General features: G+C 34.6%; 16 protein-coding genes. 3 read left to right on the top strand and 13 right to left on the bottom strand.

Translation table 11 applies throughout. The features are described 5' to 3' along the window. Window position 1: 1 nt before the first annotated feature. The 10 genes from thiP to V6255_RS06450 form a co-directional block, all read right to left on the bottom strand. Window positions 2–1612: a thiamine/thiamine pyrophosphate ABC transporter permease gene (thiP, locus tag V6255_RS06495; RefSeq protein ID WP_341627470.1), complete on the bottom strand. Its 1611-nt coding sequence runs from the start codon at window positions 1610–1612 to the stop codon at window positions 2–4. A 30-nt stretch (window positions 1613–1642) separates the two neighbouring features. Then, complete coding sequence (thiB, locus tag V6255_RS06490) at window positions 1643–2647, bottom strand: thiamine ABC transporter substrate binding subunit (RefSeq protein ID WP_341627421.1); 1005 nt, start codon at window positions 2645–2647, stop codon at window positions 1643–1645. 301 nt (window positions 2648–2948) lie between these two features. Continuing rightward, window positions 2949–3320: a S24/S26 family peptidase gene (locus V6255_RS06485; protein WP_341627420.1), complete on the bottom strand. Its 372-nt coding sequence runs from the start codon at window positions 3318–3320 to the stop codon at window positions 2949–2951. A 74-nt stretch (window positions 3321–3394) separates the two neighbouring features. Continuing rightward, window positions 3395–3898, bottom strand: a complete 504-nt coding sequence (sodN, locus tag V6255_RS06480) for a superoxide dismutase, Ni (protein ID WP_341627419.1) — start codon at window positions 3896–3898, stop codon at window positions 3395–3397. Window positions 3899–3900: 2 nt separating this feature from the next. Continuing rightward, entirely contained in the window at window positions 3901–4122 is a 222-nt protein-coding gene (locus V6255_RS06475; RefSeq protein WP_341627418.1) for a hypothetical protein, read from the bottom strand. A gap of 99 nt (window positions 4123–4221) precedes the next feature. Further along, window positions 4222–4671 carry a hypothetical protein gene (locus V6255_RS06470; RefSeq protein ID WP_341627417.1) on the bottom strand — a complete coding sequence of 150 codons (450 nt, stop codon included), beginning with the start codon at window positions 4669–4671 and terminating at the stop codon, window positions 4222–4224. A 424-nt stretch (window positions 4672–5095) separates the two neighbouring features. Beyond that, the gene (locus V6255_RS06465) at window positions 5096–5500 is read right to left on the bottom strand and encodes a GFA family protein (protein ID WP_341627416.1); all 405 of its coding nucleotides are present in this window, start codon (window positions 5498–5500) and stop codon (window positions 5096–5098) included. A 30-nt stretch (window positions 5501–5530) separates the two neighbouring features. Next, window positions 5531–5923 carry a VOC family protein gene (locus V6255_RS06460; protein WP_341627415.1) on the bottom strand — a complete coding sequence of 131 codons (393 nt, stop codon included), beginning with the start codon at window positions 5921–5923 and terminating at the stop codon, window positions 5531–5533. Window positions 5924–6020: 97 nt separating this feature from the next. After that, complete coding sequence (locus V6255_RS06455) at window positions 6021–6488, bottom strand: DUF3465 domain-containing protein (RefSeq protein ID WP_341627414.1); 468 nt, start codon at window positions 6486–6488, stop codon at window positions 6021–6023. 82 nt (window positions 6489–6570) lie between these two features. Then, window positions 6571–6933, bottom strand: coding sequence for a DUF1304 domain-containing protein (locus tag V6255_RS06450; protein ID WP_341627413.1), 363 nt, complete (start codon window positions 6931–6933; stop codon window positions 6571–6573). 345 nt (window positions 6934–7278) lie between these two features. Here V6255_RS06450 and V6255_RS06445 point away from each other — a divergent pair, with 345 nt between their 5' ends. After that, the gene (locus tag V6255_RS06445; protein WP_341627412.1) at window positions 7279–7911 is read left to right on the top strand and encodes a putative quinol monooxygenase; all 633 of its coding nucleotides are present in this window, start codon (window positions 7279–7281) and stop codon (window positions 7909–7911) included. Window positions 7912–8057: 146 nt separating this feature from the next. On the opposite strand, the gene V6255_RS06440 is transcribed toward V6255_RS06445, so the two are convergent. After that, entirely contained in the window at window positions 8058–9359 is a 1302-nt protein-coding gene (locus V6255_RS06440) for a cellulase family glycosylhydrolase (RefSeq protein WP_341627411.1), read from the bottom strand. Window positions 9360–10160: 801 nt separating this feature from the next. Further along, complete coding sequence (locus V6255_RS06435; RefSeq protein ID WP_341627410.1) at window positions 10161–10796, bottom strand: LysE family translocator; 636 nt, start codon at window positions 10794–10796, stop codon at window positions 10161–10163. A 219-nt stretch (window positions 10797–11015) separates the two neighbouring features. Here V6255_RS06435 and V6255_RS06430 point away from each other — a divergent pair, with 219 nt between their 5' ends. Then, entirely contained in the window at window positions 11016–11204 is a 189-nt protein-coding gene (locus V6255_RS06430) for a CPXCG motif-containing cysteine-rich protein (RefSeq protein WP_025565068.1), read from the top strand. A 205-nt stretch (window positions 11205–11409) separates the two neighbouring features. Here V6255_RS06430 and V6255_RS06425 read toward each other — a convergent pair whose 3' ends face one another. Beyond that, a complete protein-coding gene (locus tag V6255_RS06425) occupies window positions 11410–12096 on the bottom strand; it encodes a type 1 glutamine amidotransferase domain-containing protein (protein WP_341627409.1) in 687 nt (228 codons plus the stop codon). Window positions 12097–12328: 232 nt separating this feature from the next. Here V6255_RS06425 and V6255_RS06420 point away from each other — a divergent pair, with 232 nt between their 5' ends. Beyond that, on the top strand, window positions 12329–13237 hold the full coding sequence (locus V6255_RS06420) for a LysR family transcriptional regulator (RefSeq protein WP_341627408.1): 909 nt from the start codon (window positions 12329–12331) through the stop codon (window positions 13235–13237). Window positions 13238–13358 lie beyond the last annotated feature (121 nt).

Raw genomic sequence — 13358 nt, 5'->3', positions numbered from 1 at the left:
TCTACTCTTTTACCTTAACGACTTTTTCTTTAAAGACACTTTCAACCACAATGAAGACACCAACACTTAATACTAACAAAACCAACGCAACAACGGCTGCCGATTCCATTTGATAGCTGCCTAAAAGCTGAAAAAGATATAGTGGCAAAGTACTAAAGGAATGACTACCAAATAAAGCAATGGCGCTCAAGTCCCCTATTGAAAGCACAAAGCTTAAGCATAACGCTTGTAATATTGGTTTTCTCAATGACTTCCACTCAACCCAATAAAATCGATTTAATGAAAAAATACCTAAGCTAGCACACAATAACTCATATTTTTGAGCATTTTGTAACATAGGTTGCGCTAGACTTTTTAAAGCAAAGGGTAATGCCATCAAGGCATTTACAGCAATCACAATATACAGCGACATTGCAGATAAACTCCCAAATTCACGTAGCAACAAAAATAAGCCCGTGCTGATCACAAGCCCCGGCGTCACTAATATAATGGTCGCTAACATTTCAATTTTGTCAGCTCGCCCGTTAAGCCCTATTAAACGCCATTGGCGACTGGCTAATAAAATAAAAAAAGCACAACACACAGCAATGAGCCCTGCAAAAAAAGCAATCAATAATGAATTTTTAAATGCGTACCAAAAGTTAATATCACTTAACACGACAAAAAATTTGAAATTAATACCCGATATTAACACCATGAATAGCGGCGGTAGCACTAACAACCCAGTTAAAATTATCCAGCTAAAGTCCCAACAACGAGAGAATACTGAGTCATGTATAAATGTATTTTTAGTACTATGGAAGTTACTACTTAATAATACAGAGCCTGATATTTTCTGAATAAATACGGCTAATACTGCACATAAACAAATTTGCCAGAGCGCCAGTAATGCCCCAACTTGAAGGTCAAAATCAAACTTTATAGCCTGATAGATAGCGAGCTCAATGGTGGTGGATTTAGGACCGCCGCCCAATGCCATTACCGTCGCAAAACTGGTAAAGCAGAGCATAAAAATCAACCCTGCAATATGTGGTAATTGCCCACGAATATAAGGCCATTCTACGAAACGAAATTTATACCAATTTTTTAATCCTAAATGAATCGCTAACTGATGTTGTTTATCTGGAATAGAACCTAATGCCTGTAAAAATAAACGGCAAGCAAAAGGTAAGTTAAAAAAGACATGCGCCAACAAAATGCCGTTTAACCCAAAAATAGAAAAAGGTAATTTAAGGTTAAAATAGGCAAAAAAAGAGGCTAATAATCCACTGTTACCGTAAATAGCAAGCAACCCAAATACGGCAACTAAAGTGGGCAAGACTAAGGTAGTAGCAAATAGTTTCAGTAATAAGGTTTTCCCCCAAAACTCACGTCGAGATAACGCATGGCTAATGGGGATAGCTAACACGACACTTAATAGCGTCGATAAAAAGGCCTGATAAAAACTAAATACAGTAATATGCCGATAATAAGCATCCGTCCATATATCAGTAATATTTAAACTAGAAGAGTGTGTTAATAATGCAGTCACTGCCATCAATACAAAAGTAAAAATACCGATCGACAGTAAAATGCCAGGAATCTGGACACGTTTTATCTGTTTTATTACCACACTCAAAGTCTCTCTATATAATGATAATGGTTAATCTGTTAATGAAATTAACCATTCTCTCGTCCATGCTTTACGATTTTTAGCGACTTCTTTACTTGGAAATGAAAGCGTTTTAACAGGTAAGGTTAATTGATCAAACTCAGTAGGCAGTAACACATCAGTCACAGGATACATCCAGTTACCTGTTGCGATTTGAGATTGGAAACTATCACTCAACATAAAATTCATAAACTGTGTTGCTAGTTTTTTATGTTGACTACTTTTAACTATCGCCGCGACTTCTGTTTGTCTGTAATGTCCTTCACTAAAGCTTGCAGCAACATACTGTTCTTTGCCTTCAGCAATGATGTGATAAGCAGGAGACGTAGTATATGACAACACCATATCCGCCTCTCCATTTAAAAACATGTTATATGCTTCAGACCAGCCTTTAGTTACCGTAACAGTTTTGGCTGCTAAGTTTTTCCAAGCTTCATTGGCTTTTTCACCATAGACTGACTTCATCCATAACATTAAACCTAAACCTGGTGTTGAAGTGCGCGGATCTTGGTAGATAATATTAAGATCATCGCGTTGTTCAACTAACTCTTTAAGGCTTTTAGGTGGATTCTTTAATTTTTCACTATTATAAATAAAAGCGAAATAACCATAATCAAAAGGAACAAATGTATTATCTTTCCATCCATTCTCTACATTAACCGCACTTAAATCAATATTATGTTTATCAAGTAGTCCGGTTTTCTTAGCCGTTGCCATCAAGCTATCATCCAGCCCTAATAGAATATCCGCTTCGCTACTTTTCCCTTCTAAACGCAAGCGATTCAATATAGTGACACCGTCATCTAAAGCAATGAACTCCAAGTCACATTGGCAAGACTTCTCGAATGCAGCCTCAATTTTAGGACCCGGTCCCCATTCAGATGCAAATGAGCTATAGGTATAAACAGTTAATTTTTCTGGTGTGGGCGAAGCAGCCAAAGCAGGCATCGCTATTAATGTAGCGAAGGTAATTAAAGCAGTTATTTTCTTTTTCACTATGTCATCCATTTTATAGTTATTGAAAAGAGTATCAGTCATTCTACCGATAAGAATAGGGTAAGTTTTATTAAAACTTCACAGGCGTGTATTGTGATAGATTACTTTTGCATGAGCAATCTAAAGATCTATTTAAGTCGCTATGAATGAACTGATAGAGTGTTTTTATTAAAAAAAGTTTACTTGCAGATAAAAATACCATGATAGGAAAATATATAATTAAAATTAATCGATAATAAAAAATAGCAAATAGCAGCAGTTAAAAGTGATGGTTAAAAGAACCATTTACAATAGTCTAATATTAACGAGGTTTAGTATGGGTTTTATCCTCTCTTAATAAAGGCCTAAATTTTTTATTCGCACAAATACAAAAAAGAACTTTACCTACTAATTTATTGGGTATAATCCATCCCAACTCCTCTGGTTTTAAGCTACTTTCATTTTCGCCAGCAATCCAAAGTAATCCATTACAATCAATCTCGACAACTCTCTTAATAATGAATCGATATAAAGCATGATCAACAACAACGAGATCGCCTACTTTTAAGGAGCGCTGCCAATGACTAATAAAAACAAAATCTCCATGTTGTAAACGAGGAACCATACTTGTTCCTTGTACTTTAATCATGCTAAACATAACAACTCCAGTGAACTTAAATAATCCCAATTGCATTACATAAGTAATAGGGGCCTAGATAAAGTAAAAAGACTTACAGTCCTTAATACGGTTAAACCCCTCCTCTTAATTTAACCTTTTAAGTCAGGGTAAACCGTTTCCAACATTGGAGGGTAAGGACAAGCAGCGCTATAAGTTGCTACACCTTTAGTTAACCAAAAAGCAGCTGCAAATTCATTGACTAAACAGACTAGCTTCTCACCTTCTTCTCTATCAATGCTTTGCTTACATTTTGATGCTTGTAACATAATGCTATGAGTAAGTTGATGTGCATTAGGTAACTGTTCAAATTGTGGTGCTTTAAAGTAGTCGCCCCAAATAATACGAATCGCTTCTTTTACTTCTGTGCTAGCAGATTCTTTCTCATTCACTAAACGAGCAACCTGCGCATAGTCTGCGACATTCAATGTGCCTTTATCTTCAACTTCTTTTATTAGGTCCATTAAACGAACACAACTTAACGCGGCAAGCTGCGCTGTTGATGGATCATAAATTTTACATGGAATATCACAATGCGCTTGTGCTGTTTTAAAGTTAAGCATTTTATCAATATTTTTAATCAGGCTATGTAACATGCTTATTCTCCTTTAGTAGAAATAGTAGAAACGTTTTTACGACGACGAATAACTTGTTTATAAACGAGTCCAGCGACAATCACTGAAGCAATAGCAGCAACAGTAAGGAGATGAATAGAATTACTTGCCCAATGTGCATGGTCATGACCTGGGTGTGCTTGAACTACTTGGCTGAAAGCCAACATTAAGCTTAAGATAATTGAATGATTAAATATTTTTTTCATATTTTCTTCCTTGGTTTTAACGTAAAACACCTTCTTTGAAGGCAGTGATAAAAATGATTTATATTGTTTTAGAAGACATTTAACTAGGTGAATGGAGCATTAATGACGTATTGCTTTTTTAGGAGCAGAAACAACATTTGAAAATGTTTCCATTAAAGGGTTATTTTGCACAGGTAATGCAGAGAAATGACTTTGGCTAAACAGTTGCCACTCGCAACGAATACGAGTGAGAGTACGTATAATAATGCTGTATTGTTGGTCGTTTACATCTGATCGCATCATCGCAACTTGAAGAAAGTGAATTGCATTTTCATACTGGGCATTGGCTAATACAAACTCGCCTAATACCGTATAAGATTCAGCAAGGTTTAAAAAACTTACAGTGGCCGCAGCAATCGTTGATTCCGCATCACGGTTAAAATCATCATCAAATGAAACTTCTAATAGCGATAATGCTTGTTTATTTAAATTAACAGCATCATCAAAAGCATGATTCGAATAAGCGTTAATCGCTTCTTTCGTTAAACATTCCCAATTGTAATTCAGCATAATTTTTCCCATTTCAACCAAACACCAAAAGTAATAGGAATCATTATTATTTAATTAAAAAGATAAATCCACCCTATTTGATAATTATTATCATTAATTTTAATGTGCTAAGTATTAAACGATGAATTGAGCTATGCATTAGGCTATGAAAAGGTCTACTAACTCGGCTATGAATTAAATGGTTAACTAAATATGTAGCCGTTTTTTTAAATATAAAGAGATAGGTAAGCATTGATAAATAATAAGAAAATTAATGATTTAAAAGTACAGTCAAAATAATCAACAGATTAGAGTATTTTCTTAAAGGTCTGCAGTAATTATTTAAAGATTAAGTCGTTAATTAATAGGTAGCTTCAGCATTCAAACTTATGAATAAAAAGAACCTCTATTATAAGATTCTTTTTATTTGAATTTTAAAGATGGTTTATTGAGAGAATTTATCGAATGTTTTGGCATTAACAGCTTTGTCATACCAACTTGCTTTCTCTGAACAGAAAATATGACTGTCTGGTTCTATATTGGGAGAACCATTTAAACTCCCAGCAGGGACAACCAATGCTTTCCTAGTACGCGAGATATATGGCACATTACTACCACAGTTATTACAAAAAGCGCTAGAGATTGCACGACCAGGTACATCAAAACGTTTAACGGAGTCTAAACCACTTATCCATGTAATATTCTTTGGCGCTGTAAATAAATTAGACGCATGAGCCGATCCCGTGGCTTTTTGACATTGAATACAATGACAAAGGTGGAATTTTTTAAAGTCATCTTCACTTTCAAATGACACTTTTCCACATAAACAACTACCTGAGATTGTAGACATATTAGTAACCTTAAGTTTTATATTTAATATTTATTGAACGTTAATTTGACGGTTGAAACTAGTTTCATCTCTAATACCCATACGGTTACCATCAGGATCGTAAATATTAATTGTAGAACCCCACTCACTTTCTATCAATTCAGTGGGTATTCCGAAATGCTTCATTCTTTTCATTGCGGCATGAATATCCGCCACATTAAACCGTAATTTAAATGGACAAGCTTTGATTGATTTTCCATTAGGCTCTGCAAAGCCCTTTGTTTCTATCATCAAATACCCAGAGCCAAATTCTACACAAGTCAGTTTAAAATCACCTTCTATTTTTGAAAACATAACCTTAAGGTCTAAAACATCGCGATAGAAAGCAACACATTCATTATAATTTTGAATATTTAAAATAATGTCATAACGTTGAGTATCCACTTAATCCCTTATTGTTGAAATGACATTAAACAATTGAGCTTGATGTTTTTATTGCCAATAAACAATAAAAAAAACAATATTAATGACAGGCTTTACACTATTGATAAGTTCTACCTTGATGTTTTAACCAACCACCAACATGGTAACCATTAGGGTCGCTGTGTGTCCAATGAACCACACCACCACGATCATTCCATTCATATTCACCATAAAACTCAACTTGGTCACCCTGTGAAATTGAATTAATACGTGGTGCTAAATCTATATTATGTGCAATTAAAATAGTGTGTCCTGAGCCTAAACGCAAAATAAATTTCTGATGACGAGAGCCTTTATTGTCATCGTTTAATAACTTAATAACAGTGCCTGATCCATTGACTTGGACATCACTACGCCTATTTTGATAAGCCACTTCAGCACTTTCATTAGTGGAGCTAGCAGTAACGTTATTATCTGCGACTACCTTTGAATCTTTAACAGAGGCAGAAACATTGCTGTTATTAAATGACCACTGATAAAATGCAATCACAATTCCAATAACAATAAAGACTAATATCTTTTTCATTTTAAACTCTCATTCTTTTTAAAAACAGTTAATTAAGAACAGATCATTAAAAACATCTTATGGTTAATCCACCAGCGAGAAATTAAACTAACATTAACGCAGTGCAAGCTAATAAAGCAGGTAAGCCTTGCACTAAAAGAATAGATTTTTTAACGGTAAACGACCCGTATAAGGCTGCAACAATAACGCATAAGACAAAGAAGATTTGAATTTGACTGCCCATCACTGAGTCAGGGTGTAGTAATCCCCAGAATAAACCTGTAGATAAAAAACCGTTATAAAGGCCTTGGTTGGCAGCCATCACTTTAGTCGTTTCAATATCTTCTTTTTTAATACCAAATACTTTTTGTGTACGTGGTTTATCCCATAAAAACATCTCTAATATTAATATGTATAGATGCTCAACTGCGACTAAAGCGACCAATATGATTGATAAGGTTTCCATGGTGATATCCTGTCATAAGTTAATAGAATTTAAAAATAACAATTTAGTTTCTTTATGGTTTTACTACCGCTATTAATTAACCATTATTTTATTTTTTTAAATTGAATCATCTGTACCCTCACGTTAAAGATAAGACAATTTATCGCTCAAAATGAAGCTGACTATGGATAATATCATCCATATTCATTGGTTCTATTCACTCTTTCCTATTCGTTAACATAAAGCAAAATAAATTTTCATTGAATGAGCAATACAACAAAAAAATAACGACAGACTATTTATGACTACAGTCCCTTTAACCGTATCCATAAAAATAAAGTATTCTCGCCAAAAATAGGAATTAAAATGATCGTACAAGTCATTAAGTTTGATATAAAACCAACTCATATCGCATTATTTAAAGCACTGCTTGAAGATGATAAACAAGGGTCAAAAAATGAAGCCGGTTTATTGGAAATGCGCTTATATCAAGATAAGAATTTACCTAATATATTTTTTGCCTATGAACGATTCGATAATCAAAGTGCAATAGACCATCACTCAACACAACAATACACAAAAGCATTACTTGATGCATTACCAACAATCAGTGAGAAAGCGCCAGAAATATTTTACTTAAATGGCACAACACCAGCCCCTCTTTTCGAAAAAAATCCTAAAACAGTTAACACTGAAGATGAATTATTTATTATGTTCTGTATTTTAAAAATAGACACAGACTATAAAGCAGAATTACTAACTCAGTTTGAAGCTCATATAACGCAAACTCGTCAACAAGAACAAGACAACCTACTCTTTGATTTATATACAGTAGAAAACCAAGAAGATACATTAGTGATATATGAGCATTGGCGTAAAGAGTCTGACTTATGGGACATTCGTTTTAGTCAGCCTTACGTAATAGAAACAGCTCAATTAATGGAAAAAGCAGTGATAGGTGAGATTAAGCAATATATGAGTTTTGTAACTGAACTTTAAAATAATGTAAAATAACCATAAATCCACTTTGATAAGTCGACTAATGAGAAGCAGAGTGTTTAACTATCACCTGCTTCCCTAAAGTCAGTTTCCACTTAACGACTTAAAGCTTAAGTGCAATAAAGAATAAACTTACTTTATAAAGACTAACTACAGCTGCCTGTCATTGTCCATGATGCGTCACTTCCTGGAATACTATTCGTATACCAGTTAGCAGTATAGGCATTACCACTGTATTGCATCGTATCTCCAGATTCATTATGCGTGTACGATCCTTCTGAATAGTCTTTTTTAACCCAATCAGGGTAAGTATTGATACTAGAACAATTAACATTAACAGTCGTCACTGTATCAATGCTATCAACTGTGTCGGTACTATCTGCTACAGTGTCAGTACTGTCTATTGTATCAGTTGTTTCCTCATCAGTGTCAGTACTCTCTGTTGTTTCTGCACTGTCAGCTGAACGAGTACTACTATCCCAACCTTGAACGATCTCTTTTACTTTGATGCCAGAGTCAGTTAAAGAATCCCAGTCACCGCCTTCGGTAAAGATTGATGCACCTTCATTTTTATCATTCAGAGCCCAATTAGCGTGGCTGATATTATTTGTTTGTAAGAACGTCATCCAAGCATCAGTTTCTGATGTATTGACACCACCGTTGCCATCGGAATTTACCGTTCCCCATTCCGTCACAAATAAAGCAATACCATTATCTAAAGCCGTTTGTGCTTTATCTCGGTATGACTCGCCATGAGTACCTGCATAAAAATGTAACGTGTAAGCAATATTAGTACGATCGATAGGATCTTTAGAAGCCACATCTACATCTTGAGACCATGTCGGGGTTCCGACGACAATCAAATTATCAGGATCTATTTCGCGAATTTTATCAATGACAGTTTCAGCATAAGGTTTAATATCATCAGACCAAGAAACACTTAGCGGCTCATTGTAAATTTCATAAATAACATTATCGTAATCACCATACTTGGCAGCAACTTCCTCAAAGAAGGCGATCGCCGTTGTTTGGTCTGTATGTGCATTATGGCTATGTAAATCAATAATAACGTACATGTCTTCTGCAATTGCAGCATTAACAACGGTATCAAGACGCTCCATATTAGCGTCCCAATCATAATTCAAGCTACCGCTGTAATCTGTGCTATGCCCAATAGCAGCACGAATTATATTGGCACCAAACTCTAACTTGGCACTATTGACGATATCAGCAGTATAAAAATTTTCGCCTCCCCAACCTGTATTGCTCCAAAATAAGCTAAGACCGGCAAAGCTAGTATTTTCTCCACCTGCTAACACTTGGTTTCCAGTAACGGTTAATGGTTCAACGGCAGCGTTGGCCATTGTCGTCATTCCTAGTAACAAAGCTAAAGATAAGTAACTTCTCTTAAATACTCCTTTTGTTTGGTTATTTAAAACATGATTCATAATATTTCCTTTAAATTAATTTATTATCCATTTTTAAAGTGAACTCATATAAGGTTGGTTTTCACCTTTTTTGATCAAAACCTCCTCATATTTGCCATCAATAAATACCGAAAATTCATCATTTAAAAGTACCTAATCAATAAAGTCTTATGATAAGACTAATTAGTAAAATTAAACTTTTAACAGCAAATTTCGCTTTGAATAGTTGCCTTTAAAATTCAGAGATAAAAATAAAACTAAGGCTTAACAACAACCAAAGTTTCTATATAACTTTTCTAATGTCTACAACTTACACATCAAAAAACTGATAACGATTATCAATGTCATATAAAAGATTAAGTCTATAAAGATCAAATAAAGTTCAATCATGATTTTTAGCGCGATATTTTATAAATAAAAAAGTCAGGAAAAAACCTAAAATTACGAAGATAATATTTCATATTTTGAAATAACGGAAAGTTTGAGCTAGCGAAGATGTTGATTCAAAAAAGACAATAGATATAAAGTGCCATATCTGAAATAGTTGCTGGTGGTTTCAATCATTGAGGAAATACTAAAATAAAAATAGGATAAAAAATCTTCTCAGATAAGTAAAATAAGAAGTATTTTATCTTTAAAAATCTAATTAGATAATAGAAGTATTACCAAAGGCAACAAAACCTCATTAGGTGTATATCGACCCTATTTCAATCCTGAAACTAGGCCGATATTAATGACGGCTTATTAAAATACATTTTTACAATAAATTATTACGATGAGTTAGCAATATGAACGTTTATTTATAGCTTAGAATGGCTAAAACTAGCTATTACCGCTTATCGCCACTTTTACACCAAAACCAATTAACACACTACCCACTACTTTCTCTATTTTTTGTTTATGGGTATTAAACTTTTTCACCAGTGCAGGGTGACTAAAGAAAAGAGAAACGATACTAAACCAAACAACATGCGCTAAGCAGATAATTAACCCATATAACAATTGCACCCATACAGGCGTAGACGGATTGACCACTTGTGTAAATAAACTAAGGAAAAACAATGTTGTTTTAGGGTTTAACGCATTAGTAATAAAGCCTAACTTTACGGCACCAAAACGAGACAACTTAGGTTCGCTCGACACCCCTTCGGCACTTAATTTACTTTTTGAAGTAAACGTTTTATAACCAATATAAATTAAGTAAGCCGCCCCCATATACTTAATCAATGAGAACAATACGATCGATTTCGAGATAATAATTGCCAACCCCGCGATTGAATAAGCAACGTGTATCCAAATAGCTAACCCAATGCCTAATGCTGAATATAATCCACTTTGTCTTCCGTGAAACATACTATTACGAGAGATCATAATGAAATCGACACCAGGACTAATCGCCATAAAAATAGCAATAACACTCACTGAGATCAGTTCAGGTAAATAATTTAAAATATCCATTGTTAACGTCCTGTTTTTTGGATTGCTAGTAAGGTGACGGCAGTAAGGAAAAAGGCCTTATAAATGTTTAATGCCCACATTCAATAAGTGAATGAAGACATTTAATTCAATTCGGTTTTTATATTTGTTTCTGATATTACATTATAAAACTAAATACAACGTACAAAGTTTCAGATAAATTATGACAAAAGACATATCAATAAAAAAGAAAGGATAAAAATGGCATTTCTACAAGAAGAGAATATAAGTTGTCCGTATTGCGGAGAAACAATCACTATATTGCTTGATCCGTCAGATACTGACCAAGATTACATTGAGGATTGCCAAGTTTGCTGCCAACCCATTAACTTTTCTGTCGTGGCGAATGAACTAGATGAGCTTGAGGTAATTGTCAGTAGTGATTATTAGCAATGGTGATTATTAGCAATAGTTATAGCCGTTAATTTACTTGGAGTGTGAGTGCCTTATATAACATTCCAACACTGAAGATTTACACATAAAAAAAGCCACACTGAACAACTCCGTAAAGTTATTCCATGTGGCTCCCAATAAAGCGAAGCATTAAACTAAATAAGGTAATGCGACGTTAATTTTGCATGAGAAGCGTTGAAAATTAAGCGTTTAAATGCGCCACTAATTTTTCAGCCACCAGCTCAGAGCTTGCTGGGTTTTGACCAGAGATGATCAAGCCATCTTGTACTGCAAATGCAGCAAAATCATCTACTTTTTGGTAATCTGCACCGCGCTTAATTAACTCGTCTTCTACTAAGAAAGGTACGATATCAGTTAATTGCACTGCATCTTCTTCACTATTAGTGAAACCTGCAACAGCTTTACCTTTAATAACAAACTCACCGCTAGCATCTTTAATATCTAATAAAACTGCGCTTGCATGACATACTGCGCCAACAGGTTTATTAGCGGCTAGGAAGCTTTCAATTAATTTAATTGAATCGGTGTTATATGCAAGATCCCATAATGGTCCGTGACCACCAGGGTAGAATACCGAATCGTAATCACTTTCATTAACCGATGATAAAACAACTGTATTAGCTAATTCTTCTTTTACAACTTCATCTTGGTCATAGCGTTTAGTTGCATCTGTTTCAAAGTCAGATAATTGACTTGTTGGATCAATCGGTGGTTGACCGCCTAATGGTGATGCTAATGTAATGTCGAAACCAGCATCCTTAAATACGTAATACGGTGCTGCAAACTCTTCAACCCAAAAACCTGTTTTATGGTCTGTATCACCTAATTTATCGTGTGATGTTAAAACCATTAATATTTTTTTGCTCATGATAATGCCCTTAATACTGAGAGTGTTTGATAGCCAACTAACGGCTGATGTGAACAGTATAGGCTTACTTAAGAATTGAACAATGTATACTTTATGAACTTCATTGTTACAATTATTGATACAACATCTAATACAATCACTAATGTAACTATTAATATCGGCTTATATTAGGTAAGTAGTTTGCTCATAGACTTAAAAGAGATACCGCCAACACAAACTAAAAGAGGCATTAATGGAACTGTCATTTGAACAATTAAAAAGTATGGTGGTCTTTGCACAAGTCATTGAACAAGGTAACTTGAGCGCTGCTGCTAAACACGTTGGTTTATCTCGCGCCGTCGTCAGCTACCATATAAAAAAACTTGAAACACAGTTGGGTATTAAATTACTTAACCGCTCTACACGTAGCATTGCATTAACTGAGGCAGGTAGCCAATACTATGAGCGTTGTAGAGTGATTGTTGAGCAAGCCTTAGCCGCTAATCAACAAATCGAAAATCTTAAAAATAATCCTACCGGTTTAATTAAAATTGCGTGCCCTGTGAGTGTCGGTTTACATACCATTGTTCCAGCGTTAAATTCATTTCGTCAACTCTATCCAAATATACAGTTAGAGATAAATCTCAGCGATGAAGTAGTAAATATTATTAAAGATGGATTTGATATTGCCATTCGTGGGGCTGCTTTAGCCGATTCAAGCTTACAAGCGACTAAACTATCGACCTTAAGCACTTGTTTGTGTGCCTCACCTGAATACTTATTAAAATACGGTCGCCCTAATACGCCCGCACAATTAGCGAGTCATGATTGGGTAGTTTATAAATTAGCTGCTAGTGTATTAGAACTTAAAAAAGGTAATCGATCTTATAGTGTTAAATTTAAAGGTAATATCAGCACCAATAATGCAGCGGCTAGAACGGCTTTTGTTGAAGGAGGTCATGGTTTAGGTCGTATTCCAACCTATGATGCAGCCCCTAAAATCAAGGCAGGTAGTTTGGTACAATTGTTGAACGACTATCAATTAAACGACATAGATGTTTATGCGGTATTTCCTCCAGGTGCAGCGGAGTCTAAAAAGTTGCGATTATTAATCGATTATCTAAAAGATTACTTTAAAAAAAATAAACTTACATTAAGCTAACAGAAATTGAAAAACTTTAACGTTATTTAATGAATAAGTAACAGTATTTTTATAAGATAAAACTTAAAATAGAATAACTGTGAGCGATTTATTAGATGCGAACGCTATTTTCAAACAGCTA

Source organism: Psychromonas arctica (assembly GCF_038155225.1).
GTDB classification, from domain to species: Bacteria; Pseudomonadota; Gammaproteobacteria; order Enterobacterales; family Psychromonadaceae; genus Psychromonas; species Psychromonas arctica_B.
The sequence above is the reverse complement of the archived record's forward strand: the minus strand, read 5'-3'. Positions and strand labels throughout refer to the sequence as shown.

Bases quoted from the DNA above. Each gene is read 5' to 3' on its own strand.
- V6255_RS06485 (WP_341627420.1), bottom strand. From the start codon at position 3,320: ATGCAATTGGGATTATTTAAGTTCACTGGAGTTGTTATGTTTAGCATG.
- sodN (WP_341627419.1), bottom strand. From the start codon at position 3,898: ATGTTACATAGCCTGATTAAAAATATTGATAAAATGCTTAACTTTAAA.
- V6255_RS06475 (WP_341627418.1), bottom strand. From the start codon at position 4,122: ATGAAAAAAATATTTAATCATTCAATTATCTTAAGCTTAATGTTGGCT.
- V6255_RS06470 (WP_341627417.1), bottom strand. From the start codon at position 4,671: ATGCTGAATTACAATTGGGAATGTTTAACGAAAGAAGCGATTAACGCT.
- V6255_RS06465 (WP_341627416.1), bottom strand. From the start codon at position 5,500: ATGTCTACAATCTCAGGTAGTTGTTTATGTGGAAAAGTGTCATTTGAA.
- V6255_RS06455 (WP_341627414.1), bottom strand. From the start codon at position 6,488: ATGAAAAAGATATTAGTCTTTATTGTTATTGGAATTGTGATTGCATTT.
- V6255_RS06450 (WP_341627413.1), bottom strand. From the start codon at position 6,933: ATGGAAACCTTATCAATCATATTGGTCGCTTTAGTCGCAGTTGAGCAT.
- V6255_RS06445 (WP_341627412.1), top strand. From the start codon at position 7,279: ATGATCGTACAAGTCATTAAGTTTGATATAAAACCAACTCATATCGCA.
- V6255_RS06440 (WP_341627411.1), bottom strand. From the start codon at position 9,359: ATGAATCATGTTTTAAATAACCAAACAAAAGGAGTATTTAAGAGAAGT.
- V6255_RS06435 (WP_341627410.1), bottom strand. From the start codon at position 10,796: ATGGATATTTTAAATTATTTACCTGAACTGATCTCAGTGAGTGTTATT.
- V6255_RS06430 (WP_025565068.1), top strand. From the start codon at position 11,016: ATGGCATTTCTACAAGAAGAGAATATAAGTTGTCCGTATTGCGGAGAA.
- V6255_RS06425 (WP_341627409.1), bottom strand. From the start codon at position 12,096: ATGAGCAAAAAAATATTAATGGTTTTAACATCACACGATAAATTAGGT.
- V6255_RS06420 (WP_341627408.1), top strand. From the start codon at position 12,329: ATGGAACTGTCATTTGAACAATTAAAAAGTATGGTGGTCTTTGCACAA.